At 62.5% G+C, this 14,061-nt stretch carries 14 protein-coding genes; 7 read left to right on the top strand and 7 right to left on the bottom strand.

The genetic code is table 11. From position 1 onward, the window contains the following. The first annotated feature begins 75 nt into the window (after positions 1–75). From PYR64_RS05735 to PYR64_RS05725, 3 genes are read left to right on the top strand one after another with little or no spacing between them, the layout of a single operon-like run. A complete protein-coding gene (locus PYR64_RS05735) occupies positions 76–852 on the top strand; it encodes an ABC transporter ATP-binding protein (protein WP_193589689.1) in 777 nt (258 codons plus the stop codon). 8 nt (positions 853–860) lie between these two features. Further along, positions 861–1,604, top strand: coding sequence for an ABC transporter permease (locus tag PYR64_RS05730; RefSeq protein WP_018779031.1), 744 nt, complete (start codon positions 861–863; stop codon positions 1,602–1,604). Further along, entirely contained in the window at positions 1,601–2,215 is a 615-nt protein-coding gene (locus tag PYR64_RS05725; protein ID WP_275778844.1) for a TetR family transcriptional regulator, read from the top strand. Before PYR64_RS05730 ends, PYR64_RS05725 begins: the two co-directional genes overlap by 4 nt. Positions 2,216–2,273: 58 nt before the next feature. On the opposite strand, the gene PYR64_RS05720 is transcribed toward PYR64_RS05725, so the two are convergent. The 6 genes from PYR64_RS05720 to dxr form a co-directional block, all read right to left on the bottom strand. Then, a complete protein-coding gene (locus PYR64_RS05720; protein ID WP_275778842.1) occupies positions 2,274–3,008 on the bottom strand; it encodes a hypothetical protein in 735 nt (244 codons plus the stop codon). Between the two features lie 75 nt (positions 3,009–3,083). Beyond that, positions 3,084–3,962, bottom strand: coding sequence for a GNAT family N-acetyltransferase (locus tag PYR64_RS05715; protein WP_055978001.1), 879 nt, complete (start codon positions 3,960–3,962; stop codon positions 3,084–3,086). After that, a complete protein-coding gene (gene ispG, locus PYR64_RS05710; protein ID WP_018779026.1) occupies positions 3,925–5,091 on the bottom strand; it encodes a flavodoxin-dependent (E)-4-hydroxy-3-methylbut-2-enyl-diphosphate synthase in 1,167 nt (388 codons plus the stop codon). Before ispG ends, PYR64_RS05715 begins: the two co-directional genes overlap by 38 nt. A 47-nt stretch (positions 5,092–5,138) precedes the next feature. Further along, positions 5,139–5,432, bottom strand: coding sequence for a YciI family protein (locus PYR64_RS05705; protein ID WP_018779025.1), 294 nt, complete (start codon positions 5,430–5,432; stop codon positions 5,139–5,141). A gap of 43 nt (positions 5,433–5,475) precedes the next feature. Further along, positions 5,476–6,807, bottom strand: a complete 1,332-nt coding sequence (locus PYR64_RS05700; protein ID WP_275778839.1) for a site-2 protease family protein — start codon at positions 6,805–6,807, stop codon at positions 5,476–5,478. 35 nt (positions 6,808–6,842) lie between these two features. Next, entirely contained in the window at positions 6,843–8,030 is a 1,188-nt protein-coding gene (dxr, locus tag PYR64_RS05695; protein ID WP_039240576.1) for a 1-deoxy-D-xylulose-5-phosphate reductoisomerase, read from the bottom strand. Between the two features lie 101 nt (positions 8,031–8,131). On the opposite strand from dxr, the gene PYR64_RS05690 reads away from it, so the two are divergent. Then, positions 8,132–9,568 (top strand): lipase maturation factor family protein, encoded by a 1,437-nt coding sequence (locus tag PYR64_RS05690; protein WP_275778837.1) that lies wholly within the window; start codon positions 8,132–8,134, stop codon positions 9,566–9,568. 9 nt (positions 9,569–9,577) lie between these two features. Here PYR64_RS05690 and PYR64_RS05685 read toward each other — a convergent pair whose 3' ends face one another. After that, on the bottom strand, positions 9,578–10,648 hold the full coding sequence (locus PYR64_RS05685; RefSeq protein ID WP_275778835.1) for a LacI family DNA-binding transcriptional regulator: 1,071 nt from the start codon (positions 10,646–10,648) through the stop codon (positions 9,578–9,580). Positions 10,649–10,895: 247 nt separating this feature from the next. Here PYR64_RS05685 and PYR64_RS05680 point away from each other — a divergent pair, with 247 nt between their 5' ends. From PYR64_RS05680 to PYR64_RS05670, 3 genes are read left to right on the top strand one after another with little or no spacing between them, the layout of a single operon-like run. After that, positions 10,896–12,221, top strand: coding sequence for an extracellular solute-binding protein (locus tag PYR64_RS05680; RefSeq protein ID WP_275778833.1), 1,326 nt, complete (start codon positions 10,896–10,898; stop codon positions 12,219–12,221). Beyond that, complete coding sequence (locus tag PYR64_RS05675; RefSeq protein ID WP_064723189.1) at positions 12,218–13,147, top strand: sugar ABC transporter permease; 930 nt, start codon at positions 12,218–12,220, stop codon at positions 13,145–13,147. The genes PYR64_RS05680 and PYR64_RS05675 overlap by 4 nt, the downstream gene beginning before the upstream one ends. 1 nt (position 13,148) lies before the next feature. Then, complete coding sequence (locus PYR64_RS05670; protein WP_018779018.1) at positions 13,149–14,054, top strand: carbohydrate ABC transporter permease; 906 nt, start codon at positions 13,149–13,151, stop codon at positions 14,052–14,054. The last annotated feature ends 7 nt before the right edge of the window (positions 14,055–14,061 follow it).

Below are 14,061 nucleotides of genomic sequence, written 5' to 3'. Positions count from 1 at the left end.
CCTTGACCACTCATCAGCGGCAGTTCTACCGTTATTTCATCACTTGATGAATTTTCGGATGCTCGTGAGGCCATCATGTCGCGCACTCCCCAACCTGCCGCTCCCTCCGCTGCTGCTGTTGCCATCGCAGCAACGGATCTCCATGTTTCCTTGGGCCGCAAGAGAGTCCTCCGCGGCCTCGATTTCACAGTAGCGCCGGGGCAGGTAGCGGGACTGCTTGGCCCCTCGGGAAGCGGCAAGACCACGCTCATGCGCGCCATCGTCGGAGTCCAGCGGATCACCCGCGGATCAATCACCGTGCTGGGACAGGCCGCAGGCAGCGCCCCCCTCAGGCACGACGTCGGATATGTCACCCAGGGCGCCAGCGTCTATGGAGACCTCAGCGTCGAAGCGAACGTCCGCTATTTTGGCGCCATGCACAGCGCGACGGCGGCAGACGCCGCCGAGGCGATTGCCGCCGTCGGGCTTCGGGATCTTGCCCGGCAAAAGGCGGCCGATCTTTCAGGTGGACAGTTCAGCCGGGTGTCGTTGGCCTGCGCACTGGTGGCCCACCCGAGGGTCCTCGTCCTGGACGAGCCCACGGTGGGGTTGGATCCCGTTCTTCGGGCCGAACTGTGGGAGCGGTTCGCCGCCATGGCCGCAGCCGGCACAACCCTGCTGGTCTCCAGCCACGTCATGGAGGAAGCGTCCCATTGCTCCACCTTGCTGTTGCTCAGGCAAGGACTCCTGCTCGCCCAGCTCACGCCGGCCGAACTTGCCGAACGCGGCCAGAGCGTGGACCTCGAGCGGGCGTTCCTGACCATCATCCGGGCTGCGGACCGTGGCCGGCACGAAAACCAGGTGGCATCATGAACCTCCGGATGACGCTGGCTACGACCACCCGGGTCCTGGGCCAGCTGCGTCACGACCACCGAAGCGTGGCAATGATCCTCGTTGTTCCCGCCCTCCTGCTGACGGCCGTCTACTTCCTCTATGAGAACGAAACCCTGCCGCCCGGGGTACCGCGCACGTTCGACCGTGTGGGCCTGATGATGCTGGCGATCTTTCCCTTCGTTGTGATGTTCCTGGTGACGTCCATCACCATGCTGCGGGAACGCACGTCCGGGACCTTGGAGCGGTTACTCACCACTCCTATCCACAAAGCCGATCTGTTGTTCGGATACGCCTTGGCTTTCTCCATCATGGCGGCCCTGCAGTCCCTGGTGGCCACAGCGGTGGCGTACTGGATCTTTGACTTGGATATCAAGGGAAGCCCTGGCCTGGTGGTGCTGATCGCCGTCATCAACGCGGTATTGGGTGTCGCCCTGGGCCTGTTGTGTTCGGCGTTCGCCCGGACGGAGTTCCAAGCCGTGCAGTTCATGCCGGTAGTGGTTGTTCCGCAGATCCTGCTGTGCGGACTCTTTGTGGCGCGGGAGCACATGAATGAGGTCCTGGACGGCATCTCGGGCGTCCTGCCGCTGACTTTCTCGGTGGACGCCCTGAAGGAGATCGCAGGCAATTCCGAGGCGACGTCGGCGATGTGGCAGGACGCCTCGGTGATGGCTGCGATCGTGGTAGGCGTATTGGTCCTGGCGTCGCTGACCCTGCGGCGACAAACGCGATGAGCCTCCCGCAGCTACGACGCGGCCGACGCAGTCAGGAAGATCACTCCAGGGAAGCCATACTGGCTGCCGCCCGGGGGCTTTTCGCGGAGCAGGGGTTCGATGGAACAAGCCTGCGCCAGGTAGCCCGCGAATCCGGCGTGGATCCGGCCATGGTGCACCACTTCTTCAAGGGCAAAGACGAGCTGTTCGCAGCAAGCGTCGAATTGCCGGCCGATCCCGCGGCGGTCCTGTCCGACGTCGAAACCGCAGACCCCCAGGTGAGGGCTGAAGTCATTGTCCGCACCGTCCTGGAGCTCTGGGAAGGCCCGGCACAGCACGCCATGGTGGCCTTCGCCCGTGGAACCATCGGCTCCAAGGCCAAGACGGCGCTCATGAAGGAAGTGGTCAGCAGGGCGGTCCTGCCACGGATCATGGGGGGCTTGCCGGGCTCCGCCGCCGAAGTGCGGCTGCGCGGAAACCTGGTGGCTACCCAAGTGGTGGGCCTCATGCTCGCGCGATACGTGATCCGGCTGCAGCCGCTGGCGTCCGCCCCACGCGAGGAAGTCGTCCGCTTGGTTGCCCCGAACATCCAGCACTACCTCACAGGCAACCTGGACTCCCCAGGTAAGTAGCAGTACATGCCGTAATGAAGCTCCAAAACGGCATGTACTGCTACACAGATTCCGGCGGCTACTTGATGAGATCGGCAGCCTGGTCCAGCATCGCCTCAAGCTTGGGAAGATCGGAGTCCGAGACCTTCGTACCGGTGGACTGTGCCACCAGGACGACTCCGCTCTTGACCGTGCTGACGAACAACTGTTCCTGCGATCCAGCTGGCCCCGCCGCGGTGCTGTGGTAGGCAATGGCCCCCGGAGTCTTGGCGGAGGTGGGCAGCGCCTTGATGCTGGCGTGTACCGCATTTCCCATGACCGTCATCTGGATGTCACCACAGGCAGCGAGATCCTTGGCACTGTTCTCGGCGACGGCTTTGACCTTGTCCTCTGCAGCACCGGAGAACAAAGACAGCAGGTAAGCCGTCTCTGCCGTTGAACTGGCCGAGGCGCCGATGCTCATCGTGGCTCCTTCTTCCATCTGGATACCGCCACCAGTCAGGAAGCTGGTGCAGGACGCGGGCTCAATGACGCTGTTCGCCACAAGGTCCTTCACCTGCTGCAGGGTGTCTGCCAAGCGGTCGTCAGGCATCACCATAAGTCTGGTGCCTTTGCCGTCACGGACATCTCCGACCATCTTTGTTAGCTCCGCCTTTGAGTACGTGCGGAACTCAACGGTCGTCGGCGTCGGTGTCGCCGTTTCGCTGGCCGGAGCGGACGCGGCGTCCGTGGAAGTCCCGGCACCGCCGCATGCGGTGAGGCCCATGACCAACAGTCCTGACACGGCAAAACCGCGCAGCGCATTTTTATTCATTTGTTCCCCAGGGAAGTTCGAGTGATGTGGAGGCACGCGCCAACCGGGACCAGACTACAAGTCGCGGCCAGCGACCTAAAACAGGACCGTCGCGAAGGTGCCAACCTGTTCAAATCCCACGCGCTCGTAGGTGGCCCGGGCTTTGGTGTTGTAGTCGTTGACGTACAGGCTCGTCACCGGAGCGAACGTCCTCGAGAGGTTGACGACGGCGGCCATGTACCCGGCGCTCTGGCCACGGCCACGCAGTTCCGGATTCATCCACACGCCCTGCACCTGGGTGACCTCCCGAGTGACGGCGCCCAACTCGGCTTTGAAGACCACCGTGCCGGCAGTATCGATGTGAACCAGGGAATGGCCCTGCCTGATGAGGCCGGCGACCCTCTTGCTGTAGAACTCCTGGCCTCCGAGGAAGGGAGAGTAGCCCACTTCTTCCTCAAACATGGCAGCACAGGCGGGGAGGATGCGGTCGAAATCCACCATTGAGCCAAAGGTGAGGGCCGGATTGGCGCCGATGGCCGGGCCGCCTGAGATGCTGAGAAGTGGCTGCTCGGCGCGGACCTCATGGGCCACATGGCCCAACTGCTCGAACCGGGCATAAAGCGCAAGCACAGTCTCGGCCGGTCCGAAGATGGAGGCGTACCGGCGTCCGGTCTGGTGGGCGGCGTTGGCCACATAGCCGGCCAGCCCGGGCTCCAGCTGCACGGGAACCAGATTGGCGCCGGCCCAGCAGGCACCCAGGAGCGTGTCGCCGTCGAAAACTCCGAAAACGCTGGCCCCGCCGCTGGTAGGCGCCGCCGTTCCGGTACTTTCCAGATGGGCAAGGATGAAGACGTTGGCTACGGCGTCTTCGTTTGCGAGCGCGCGAAGAGCCAGGGTGTCGGCACCGCCGAGCACCCTGACCCCCAAGCCGTTCTCGTTACGAGACGCTAACCACGGGGCTACCCTTGACAGCATCTTCGCCATCGGCCTCCCCCATCTCTTCAGCGATACGCATGGCCTCTTCGATCAGTGTCTCAACAATTTCGCTCTCGGGCACAGTCTTAATGACTTCGCCCTTCACGAAAATCTGGCCCTTGCCGTTTCCGGAGGCCACACCGAGGTCTGCTTCGCGTGCTTCACCGGGTCCGTTGACTACACAGCCCATCACCGCAACGCGCAACGGAATCTCCATGCCTTCCAGGCCGGCAGTTACCTGCTCGGCGAGAGTGTAGACATCCACCTGGGCGCGGCCACAGGACGGGCAGGAGACGATCTCGAGCTTGCGTGGGCGGAGGTTGAGGGACTGGAGGATCTGGTTGCCAACCTTGATTTCCTCCACCGGTGGGGCGGACAGGGAAACGCGGATGGTGTCGCCGATGCCGCGGGACAGCAGCGCACCGAAGGCCGTGGCCGACTTGATGGTTCCCTGGAAAGCCGGTCCGGCCTCCGTCACACCGAGGTGGAGGGGCCAGTCGCCCTTCTCTGCCAACATCTCGTAGGCGGCCACCATGATCACGGGGTCGTTGTGCTTCACGGAGATCTTGAAGTCGTGGAATCCGTGTTCTTCGAACAACGAGGCCTCCCACACGGCGGATTCAACCAGCGCCTCGGGCGTTGCCTTGCCGTACTTCTTCAGGATGCCGGGCTCCAGGGAACCCGCGTTGACGCCGATGCGGATGGACGTGCCGTGGTCCCGGGCCGCTGCCGCGATTTCCTTGACCTGGTCATCGAACTTGCGGATGTTGCCCGGGTTCACGCGGACGGCGGCACAACCTGCTTCGATGGCGGCGAAGACGTACTTGGGCTGGAAGTGGATGTCGGCGATCACCGGAATCTGCGACTTCCGGGCGATGATCGGCAAGGCTTCGGCATCATCAGCGGAGGGGCAGGCAACGCGCACAATGTCGCAGCCTGATGCAGTCAGTTCCGCGATCTGCTGGAGGGTGGCGTTGATGTCCGTGGTTGGCGTAGTGGTCATGGACTGAACACTGATCGGCGAATCAGAGCCAACGCCAACGGAACCAACCTTGATTTGTCGCGTCTTGCGGCGCGGGGCAAGAACGGGTGGTGGGGCTGCTGGCATTCCCAGGCTGACCGAGGTCACGTGGACTCCTTGGGTTGGGGTGATCGTTGAGGTGGAGGACGCCGGGGCTAGGAAGCGTGGGCTGCCAGGACGCCGATGATGGGGGCCCATTCGGTGGTACGGATGCCGGCGATAACCCCGGCTTCAGCAAATGGATCCTGCTTGAGGAGGTTATTAAGTTCGGCTTCTTCCGCGGCCTTGAAGATCAGCAAAGCGCCGGCACCGTCACCATAGGGGCCGCTGGCAAGCAGCTTGTCGTCCTCAGCCAGTCCGGCGAGCCACGCACGGTGTGCTGGCCGGGCTTCGTCGCGGAGGGCGTCGGAATCGGCGACGTATACGTACTCAACAGCGAAAACAGTCATGGAGCTAGCCTATCCCCACAGTGCGGTCGTCAATGTTCATGGGTCAGCCGAAAATGTTGACGGGCTTGACGATGTCCGCGTAAATCAGCAGGACGCTCATGCACAGCAGCAACGCCGCCACGACGTAGGTCACCGGCAGGAGCTTCGCGATGTCGAAGGCGCCCGGGTCCGGCTTGCCACGCAACTTGGCCAACCGCCGTCGTGCTCCTTCGTACAGGGCACCGGCCACATGGCCGCCGTCGAGCGGCAGGAGCGGGATGAGGTTGAAGATGGCCAGGGCGAAGTTGAGCCCCGCCAGCAGTCCGATCAGGGTCCCTATCCGGGCCTGCAGGGGTACCTGTTCCATGGCTGCCACCTCGCCGGCCACGCGGCCGACACCCACCACGCTGACGGGGCCGTTGGGGTCCCTGGGCTCCTCGCTGAAGGCCGCTTTGGCGACGCCGACCACCCTGGCGGGCAGGTTGAAGATCACACCGGAAATTTGCTTGATGTTCTCTCCCGCCATGGGAAGGACAGCCGACGCCGGTTGGGGAACCAAGGCGCTTTGCGCACCGATGCCAAGGAAGCCGACTTCCTGGTATTTGAGGACGCCGTTGGCGTCCTGCTCGGGGCGGCCGTCCGCCCCGATGACCGGGCGCGAGGAAAGAACGGGCGTCACGGTGGTCTCCACGCTTGCACCATTGCGTTCCACCGTGATGGGTACTTCCTTGCCCGCGGAGGACCTGATCCAACTGGTCAGTTCATCCCAGCTGGTGACGGCCTTGCCGTCGAAGGAGGTGACCTTGTCATTGGGCTGAAGCCCTGCGGCAGCTGCCGGGGTGAGCTTGCAGTCGGCTGAATCAGGGTCCACGGTTTCGCCTGCCGCCACCTGGCATTTGGAGACATCGGAGATCGTGGTTGTTGCCTGGGCAACGCCGAATCCCATGAGCAGCACGGCCAGCAGGACCAAGCCAATCACCATGTTCATGGCCGGTCCGCCGAGCATGATGATGATTTTCTTCCAGACCGGAAGCTTGTAGAAGACACGTCCTTCGTCGCCGGGCCCTACTTCTTCATGGGCGACCGAGCGGGCTTCGGTCGCGAGGGTCTGGAACATGCCGGTGCTTGAAGGGCGGACTCCGCCGTCCTCCTTGTTGGGCGGATACATGCCGATCATCGAGACGTAGCCGCCCAGGGGCAGGGCCTTGAAGCCGTACTCCGTTTCGCCCTTTTTCCTGGACCACAGCGTCGGCCCGAAGCCGATCATGTACTTGGTGACGCGCACCTTGAAGAGTTTCGCCGGCACCAGGTGGCCCACCTCGTGCAGCGCGATGGAGACAGCGACGCCTATCGCGACGAAGATAACTCCAAGAATGAAGAGAAGGACGGGACTCATGCCGGTGGGACTGCTTCCGTAAAGGTATGGGGGGGTTACTGGGCGCTGCGTGAAGCTAAACGATCGTGGGTTCGGGCTCGTGCCCACTTCTCAGCATCCAGCACGGACTCCACCGTTAGCTCAGAGGATCCTGAGTGTTCGCTGAGGACGGACTCCACCGTGTCAACGATGTCCGTGAAGCGGATCCGGCCGGAATGGAAGGCCTCAACGGCTTCCTCGTTGGCCGCGTTGAACACCGCCGGGAAGGTACTCCCCTGCTTGGCTGCGTCCTTGGCGAGGTCGACGGCCGGGAACGCCACGGCATCGAGCGGTTCGAACGTCCAGCTCGTGGCCTGCGTCCAATCGCAGGCCTGCGCGGCCCGGGGCACTCTGTCGGGCCAACCCAGTCCGAGGGCAATGGGAAGCCTCATGTCCGGGGGCGACGCCTGGGCAATGATGGAACCGTCCACGAACTGAACCATGGAATGGACCACGGATTGGGGATGGACCACCACCTCGATCCGATCCAGGGGGACGTCGAACAGCAAGTGCGCTTCGATCACTTCCAGGCCCTTGTTGACCAGGCTGGCCGAGTTGGTCGTCACCATGAGGCCCATGTCCCAGGTGGGGTGGGCCAGCGCTTCCTGCGGAGTGACGTGGTGGAGTTCCTCACGGGTGCGGCCGCGGAACGGCCCACCGGAAGCGGTCAGGATCAGTTTCTCCACTTCCTGCTCGGTGCCGGACCGGAGACACTGTGCAATGGCGGAGTGTTCGGAGTCGACGGGAACAATCTGGCCCGGGCGTGCGGCGGCTTTGACCAGGGCACCGCCGACGATCAGCGACTCCTTGTTGGCCAGGGCCAGCGTAGCTCCCGTGCCCAACGCAGCGAGTGTGGGGGCCAAGCCGATGGAACCAGTGATGCCGTTAAGGACAACATCGCAGTCGATGGCGGCAATCTCCGTTGAGGCATCGGGGCCGACGAAGATCTGCGGAGCGAAGTCCGGCACGCCCGCTTCCGCGGCCGCAGCGGCAATGAACTGCTGCAGGGTGGCAGGATCGCCCTGGGCAATGCCCACCGCTTGCGCCCGGGTGTGAACAGCCTGCTGGGCGATGAGTTCCAGGTTTCCTCCGCCGGCGCTCAGTGCCACCACCTCGAAACGGTGCGGGGCGGCGTCGACGACGTCGATCGCCTGCGTGCCGATGGAACCAGTGGACCCGAGGATGACGATCTTGCGCGGCTGCATTCCTTAAGTATCCCAGCCGGCACGAGGGCCTGCGAACGGGACGGGAACCCCTGCGGCCCTGCACTGCTTGACCGCCGGGCTCCCCTGCGTACCGTGGGATTGTGGAATGGCTGTCCTGGTTTGATGCGTGGGACCATGAATTCGCCCGGCAAGTGTTGCAGCGCGGCACCGCGGCACTCTACGCGGTTGCGTTCCTTTCGACGCTGAACCAGTTCCCTGCCCTTGTGGGCGAACGGGGACTGCTACCGGTACCGGCATTCCTGGACCTTGCACGCCGCTTGGCCAGGCCGACTCTTTTCCGCTGGCACTACTCGGATGCGCTGCTCCGAGCCGTGTGCCGGGTGGGGATCACAGTGGCGGCCTTACTGCTGATCGGCCTCCCGCAGGCCGGTCCTCCCTGGCTGCCCATGGTGGCTTTCCTTGCCCTGTGGTTCCTGTACATGTCGATCGTCAACGTGGGCCAGACGTTCTATGGGTTTGGATGGGAGATCCTTCTCCTCGAGATGGGATTCACGGTGGCGTTTCTTGGTTCGGACCAGACGCCCCCACCCACCACCATCCTCATCCTGATCACGTGGCTGGTATTCCGGCTGGAGTTCGGTGCCGGGATGATCAAGATCCGCGGCGGACGCGAGTGGCGCGACATGACAGCGATGTTCTACCACCACGAAACACAGCCAATGCCCGGCCCGCTCAGCCGGCAGGCCCACCTCCTCCCCCGCCCGCTGCACAAGGTCGAGGTAGCGGGAAACCATTTTGCGCAGCTGGTGGTGCCGTTCTTCCTTTTCGCACCGCAGCCGGTCGCCAGCGCCGCCGCGGGCGTCATCATCGTCACCCAGCTGTGGCTGGTGGCTTCAGGGAACTTCGCGTGGCTGAATTGGGCAGCGATCATCCTGACCTTCGGAGCGGTGGGCGACTCCGCGGTCCATGCCGTTTTCCCGTTCATCCCGCTTGAGTGGCACTCAGGCGCCGAAACCCCGGCGTGGTGGCTCGCCGTCGTCGTTATGGTCAGTGTCCTGCTGCTGGTCCTGAGCTACCGTCCGCTCCTGAACCTGTTTTCGCGTCAGCAGCTCATGAATGCCAGCTTCAACCGATGGCGCCTGGTCAATGCCTATGGGGCGTTCGGGACGGTCACCAAACAGCGGATCGAAATCGTCGTGGAGGGCACCCTGGACGAGGAACCTGATGCGCCCGATGACCGCTGGCTGGAATACGGCTTCAAGGGAAAGCCCGGCGACGTCCGGCGCCTCCCGCGCCAATGGGCGCCCTATCACCTCAGGCTGGACTGGCTGATGTGGTTCCTGCCGCTGCGAACCGTCCACGAGGAGTGGTTTTATGCCTTCCTCAACCGACTTCTGGAGGCCGACAAAACAACGCTTGGGCTGCTTCGCCAAGACCCGTTCGACGGCGAACGCCCCCGCTGGGTGCGTGCGCGCAGCTACCTTTACCGCTTTGCCAGCCGCGAGGAGTACCGCGAAACCGGCGATCGTTGGGTTCGGTTGCCGCTGTACGAAGCCATTCCGCCGCTCCGGCTCTGACTGCCGGCGTCATTCCGCCTGGCGTCGGAGACCTGCCGGGCTCTGCTGCGTACGCGGCGGGGCGGTGGACTCACGCACCACCAGGTGGGTGGCAAGTTCGACGCGCCGGGAGTCGATTTCCTCTCCGCTCCGTTGGCGGAGAATGAAGCTCAACGCTGAACGGCCCATTTCCAGCAGGGGTTGCGATACCGAAGTCAGTGGCGGCAGGGACTCTTCAGCCTGCGTCGTGCCATCGAATCCCACCAGGCTCATGTCGTCCGGAATGCGGATGTTCTGCCTCCTGGCTTCTGCCAGGACGCCAAGGGCGATGCTGTCGCTGGCGGCGAAGACCGCCGTGGGGGGATCGTCCAGGGCCAGGAGCGACTTCATCGCCGCCACCCCGGTTGACGAGCGGAACGGACCTGCCGAGACATATTCCTCCACCACCGGCACGCCGGCGGCCATCAGCGCGGCCATGTAACCATGCAAACGGGCCTGGCTGCATTCGGCGGCCGCCGGACCTCCAATGTACGCAATGCGACGGTGCCCCAGTTCCAACAGGTGGGAAGCCGCCGCCTTTCCGCCTGCCCAGTTGCTTGCTCCGACGCTGAAGACGTCTCCCGGTGGCGGGTTGAGCGGATCCACTACGACCACCGGAATGCGGCGTCGCTGGAAGGCCTTAAGCTGCCCTGGCCCGAAGGCCGAGGTGACGACGATCATGCCGCTGCGGCCCTCATCGAGCAGGCGCTGGGCACGCTCCTCCGGGTCCATGGGCGATGCTGACTGCCTGCTGGTGACGGAGAGGATCACTTCCATCTGCGAGGCCGCGGCATGCTCCATTATTCCGTTGAGCACCTCCACGGAGTACGCAGAGTTCAGCGAATCGAAGACCACCTCCACGGCTTGCTGCGCGGGAGGACTCTTGCGCTGAAGCGGGGAACGGTAGCCCGTTCTGTGCAAGGCCGCGAGGACGCGGTTACGGGTCTCCTCGGCCACGTCCTGCCGGCCGTTAACCACCTTGGACACGGTTGGCGCGGAGACGCCTACTTCCTTGGCGACGGCAGCCAAGGTCAATTTGGGCGGACGCACTTCTCGAACCATGTTCCCCAACTTTCGAAATCTTTCGACGTGTTTTCAGTATCGGCGATAAATCTGACGCGTGCAATTCACCGGATTTATCACCGTAGATCTTTACCAGGAGACCCTTGACGGACTGTGACGCAGGCTTTAGTTTAGACCGTGACCTAAATCATGGCATCGAAATTTTTCGATAAATTTCGGGCCAGGCACTCTGTTCGGCAGTAAGCACCAAGGCTTGCTCAGTGATGCGACTACCCCTGGAGAAGCAATGAAGCAGTTCCAATCATCCCGGCGTTCCTTCCTGGCCCTCGCGGCCGTGACTCCCTTCGCCGCCATGGCCACAAGCGCCTGCGGCACGTCCGGTCCAGGCGGTGCGAGCGGAGGAGGAGCCAGCATGTGGTTCCTTACAGGTGAGCCCAACCAAACCACCATGCAGAAGGCCGTGGATGCATTCGGATCGGCCAATCCCGACAACAAGATCGCAGTCACGTACTTCCAGAACGACGCGTACAAGACCAAGATCAAGACGGCCATCGGGGCCGGCCAGGCCCCCACGATCATCTACGGCTGGGGTGGCGGTGGCCTGAAAACGTACGCCGACGCGGGACAGGTTGAAGACCTCACCAGCTGGTTTGATTCCAACCCGGACCTCAAGGACAAGTTCTTCCCCTCCTCCTTCGGAGCAGCAACGGTTGACGGCAAGATCTACGCCCTTCCCAACCAGTACGTGGCCCCGATCGTCCTTTTCTACAACAAGGACCTGTTCGACAAAGCCGGAGTCCAGCCGCCGAAAACCTGGGAAGACCTCATGTCCCTGGTCAAGACCTTCAACGACATGGGCGTAGCCCCGTTGTCCCTGGGCGGACAATCCCGCTGGACCTCCATGATGTGGCTGGAATACTTGCTGGACCGCATCGGCGGCCCCGAGGTCTTCAAGGCTATTTTCGATGGCAAGCCCAACGCCTGGATGGACCCGGCCGTCATCGAAACCGGAACCAAGATCCAGGAACTGGTCTCCGCCGATGGCTTCATCAAGGGTTTCTCCTCCATCACGGCGGATTCAAAGGCAGACCAGGCCCTCCTGTTCACCGGCAAGGCAGCGATGATGCTGCAGGGCTCCTGGACCTACGGCGCCATGAAGAAGGACGGCCAGAACTTCGTCCAGAACGGAAAGCTCGGTTTCGTAAACTTCCCGACCGTTGCCGGCGGCAAGGGAGACCCGAAGAACGGCGTGGGCAACCCGGCCCAGTACATGTCGATCTCGGCCAAGGCCACGGACAAGGAAAAGGAATCGGCCAAGAAATTCTTCAAGGACGGCATCATGACAGATACGGTCATCGACGCCTACATCAACTCCGGCTCGGTTCCGATCGTCAAGGGCATTGAAGACAAGCTTGCCTCGTCCCCGGACAAGGACTTCCTGAACTTCGTCTACGCCCTGGGCAAGGACGCCCCCAACTTCCAGCAGTCTTGGGACCAGGCCCTGAGCCCCACCGCTGCCGAAGCCCTGCTGAACAACATTGACCAGCTCTTCCTCAAGTCGATCACCCCGCAGCAATTCGCTGAGAACATGAATGCCACCCTGGGCAAATGAGCTCCATAACCTCTAACAGGGCTGCCTCTGGTACACAAAAGACCCAAGGAAGCGTGCAGCAAAGATCCGCGCTTCCCTGGCTGACGATTCCGGCCTTGTTCTTCTTTGTCGTCTTCGCCGTTGTACCGCTTCTCGGGGTACTGATCCTGAGTTTCACCAACTGGGACGGCATCGGCGCCATTGGAGCAGCCGGAATGGAGAACTGGACGTCGGTCTTGTCCGACCCCGAGCTCTACAACTCCCTTGGCCTGACCTTCATGATCATGATTGTGTCCTGGCTCGTCCAGACGCCCATCAGTCTGTTGCTGGGGGTCTTTACCGCGGGAACGCAGCGATACAGGGCAGCTCTGGCCGTGTTGTACTTCCTGCCCCTGCTGCTTTCCTCGGCTGCGGTCGCCATCGCCTACAAGGCGTTGCTGGACCCGAACTTCGGCCTGGCCATGGGCCTGGGACTTCCGTTCCTTGCCCAGGACTGGTTGGGAGTGCCCCAGCTGGCACTCGGACTGATCATCTTCGTAATCGCCTGGCAGTTCGTGCCGTTCCACACCCTGATTTACCAAGGTGGCGTGCGGCAGATCCCCAAGTCGCTCTATGAAGCGGCCCAGATCGACGGCGCAGGAACCATCAAGCAGTTCTTCCACATCACCCTGCCTCAGCTGAAGTACACCATCATCACGTCCTCAACCCTGATGGTTGTTGGGTCGCTGACGTATTTCGACCTCATCTTCGTCCTCACAGGTGGCGGACCGGGTAACACCACCCGCATCCTGGCCCTCGACATGTACTTGCGCGGCTTCCGGGCCAACCTCATGGGACCTGCAAGCGTCATCGCCGTCATCCTTGTCGTCATTGGCCTGGCGCTGGCCCTATTCCTCCAACGCCTGGGCGGCAAGGACCAACAGGGCAGCCAACTGGAAGGTATGTAACGTGAGTACTGTCCTCAAGAGCGACTCAAAACCCGGAACACCCGCCTCTGCGGCATCGTCGATCAAAGCCAAGCAAAGCCTTGGCACACGGATCAGGCGGCTCAACATCCCCGGCGGCCTCGGCGGCTGGATCTGGCTGGCCGTCATCATCATTCCGGTCTACTACATCGTCATCACCAGCCTGAAGACCTCCGAAGGCTATTTCGGACAAAATCCGATGGCGCTGCCGACAGCCCCGACCCTGGAGAACTACCAGCTGGTTCTTGAAGCCAACTTCGCCACTTACTTCATGAACAGCGTCATCGTCACACTGGGATCGGTTATCCCCACGGTCCTGATCGCCTTCATGGCGGCCTTCGCGATCGTGCGCGGCAAGGGCAGGTACTTGAAGTTCGTCAACGGTGTCTTCCTGATGGGACTGGCAATTCCCCTTCAGGCCACCATCATCCCGATCTACCTGATGATCATCCGCCTGAATCTCTATGACAGCCTGTTGGCCATCATGCTTCCGTCCATTGCGTTCGCCATACCGCTGACGGTATTGATCCTGTCCAACTTCATCCGCGACGTTCCGAACGAGCTCTTCGAATCCATGCGCCTGGACGGGTGCAGCGAGTGGCAGACCATGTGGCGTTTGGCTCTTCCATTGACCAAGCCCGCCATCGTCACCGTGGCTATCTACAACGGCCTGCATGTCTGGAACGGCTTCCTGCTCCCGCTCGTGCTCACCCAAAGTCCCGGACTGCGCGTCCTGCCCTTGGGTCTGTGGTCCTTCCAGGGTGAGTTCAGCGTCAACATCCCTGCCGTTCTCGCCTCGGTCGTGCTGAGCACGCTGCCCATCCTGGTGATCTATGTCCTTGGACGCCGCCAATTGGTCAGCGGCCTGACCGCAGGCTTCAGCAAATAGAAAGGAC

The sequence above is a fragment of the Paenarthrobacter sp. Y-19 genome, from assembly GCF_029223985.1.
Classification (GTDB): domain Bacteria; phylum Actinomycetota; class Actinomycetes; order Actinomycetales; family Micrococcaceae; genus Arthrobacter; species Arthrobacter nicotinovorans.
The sequence above is the reverse complement of the archived record's forward strand: the minus strand, read 5'-3'. Positions and strand labels throughout refer to the sequence as shown.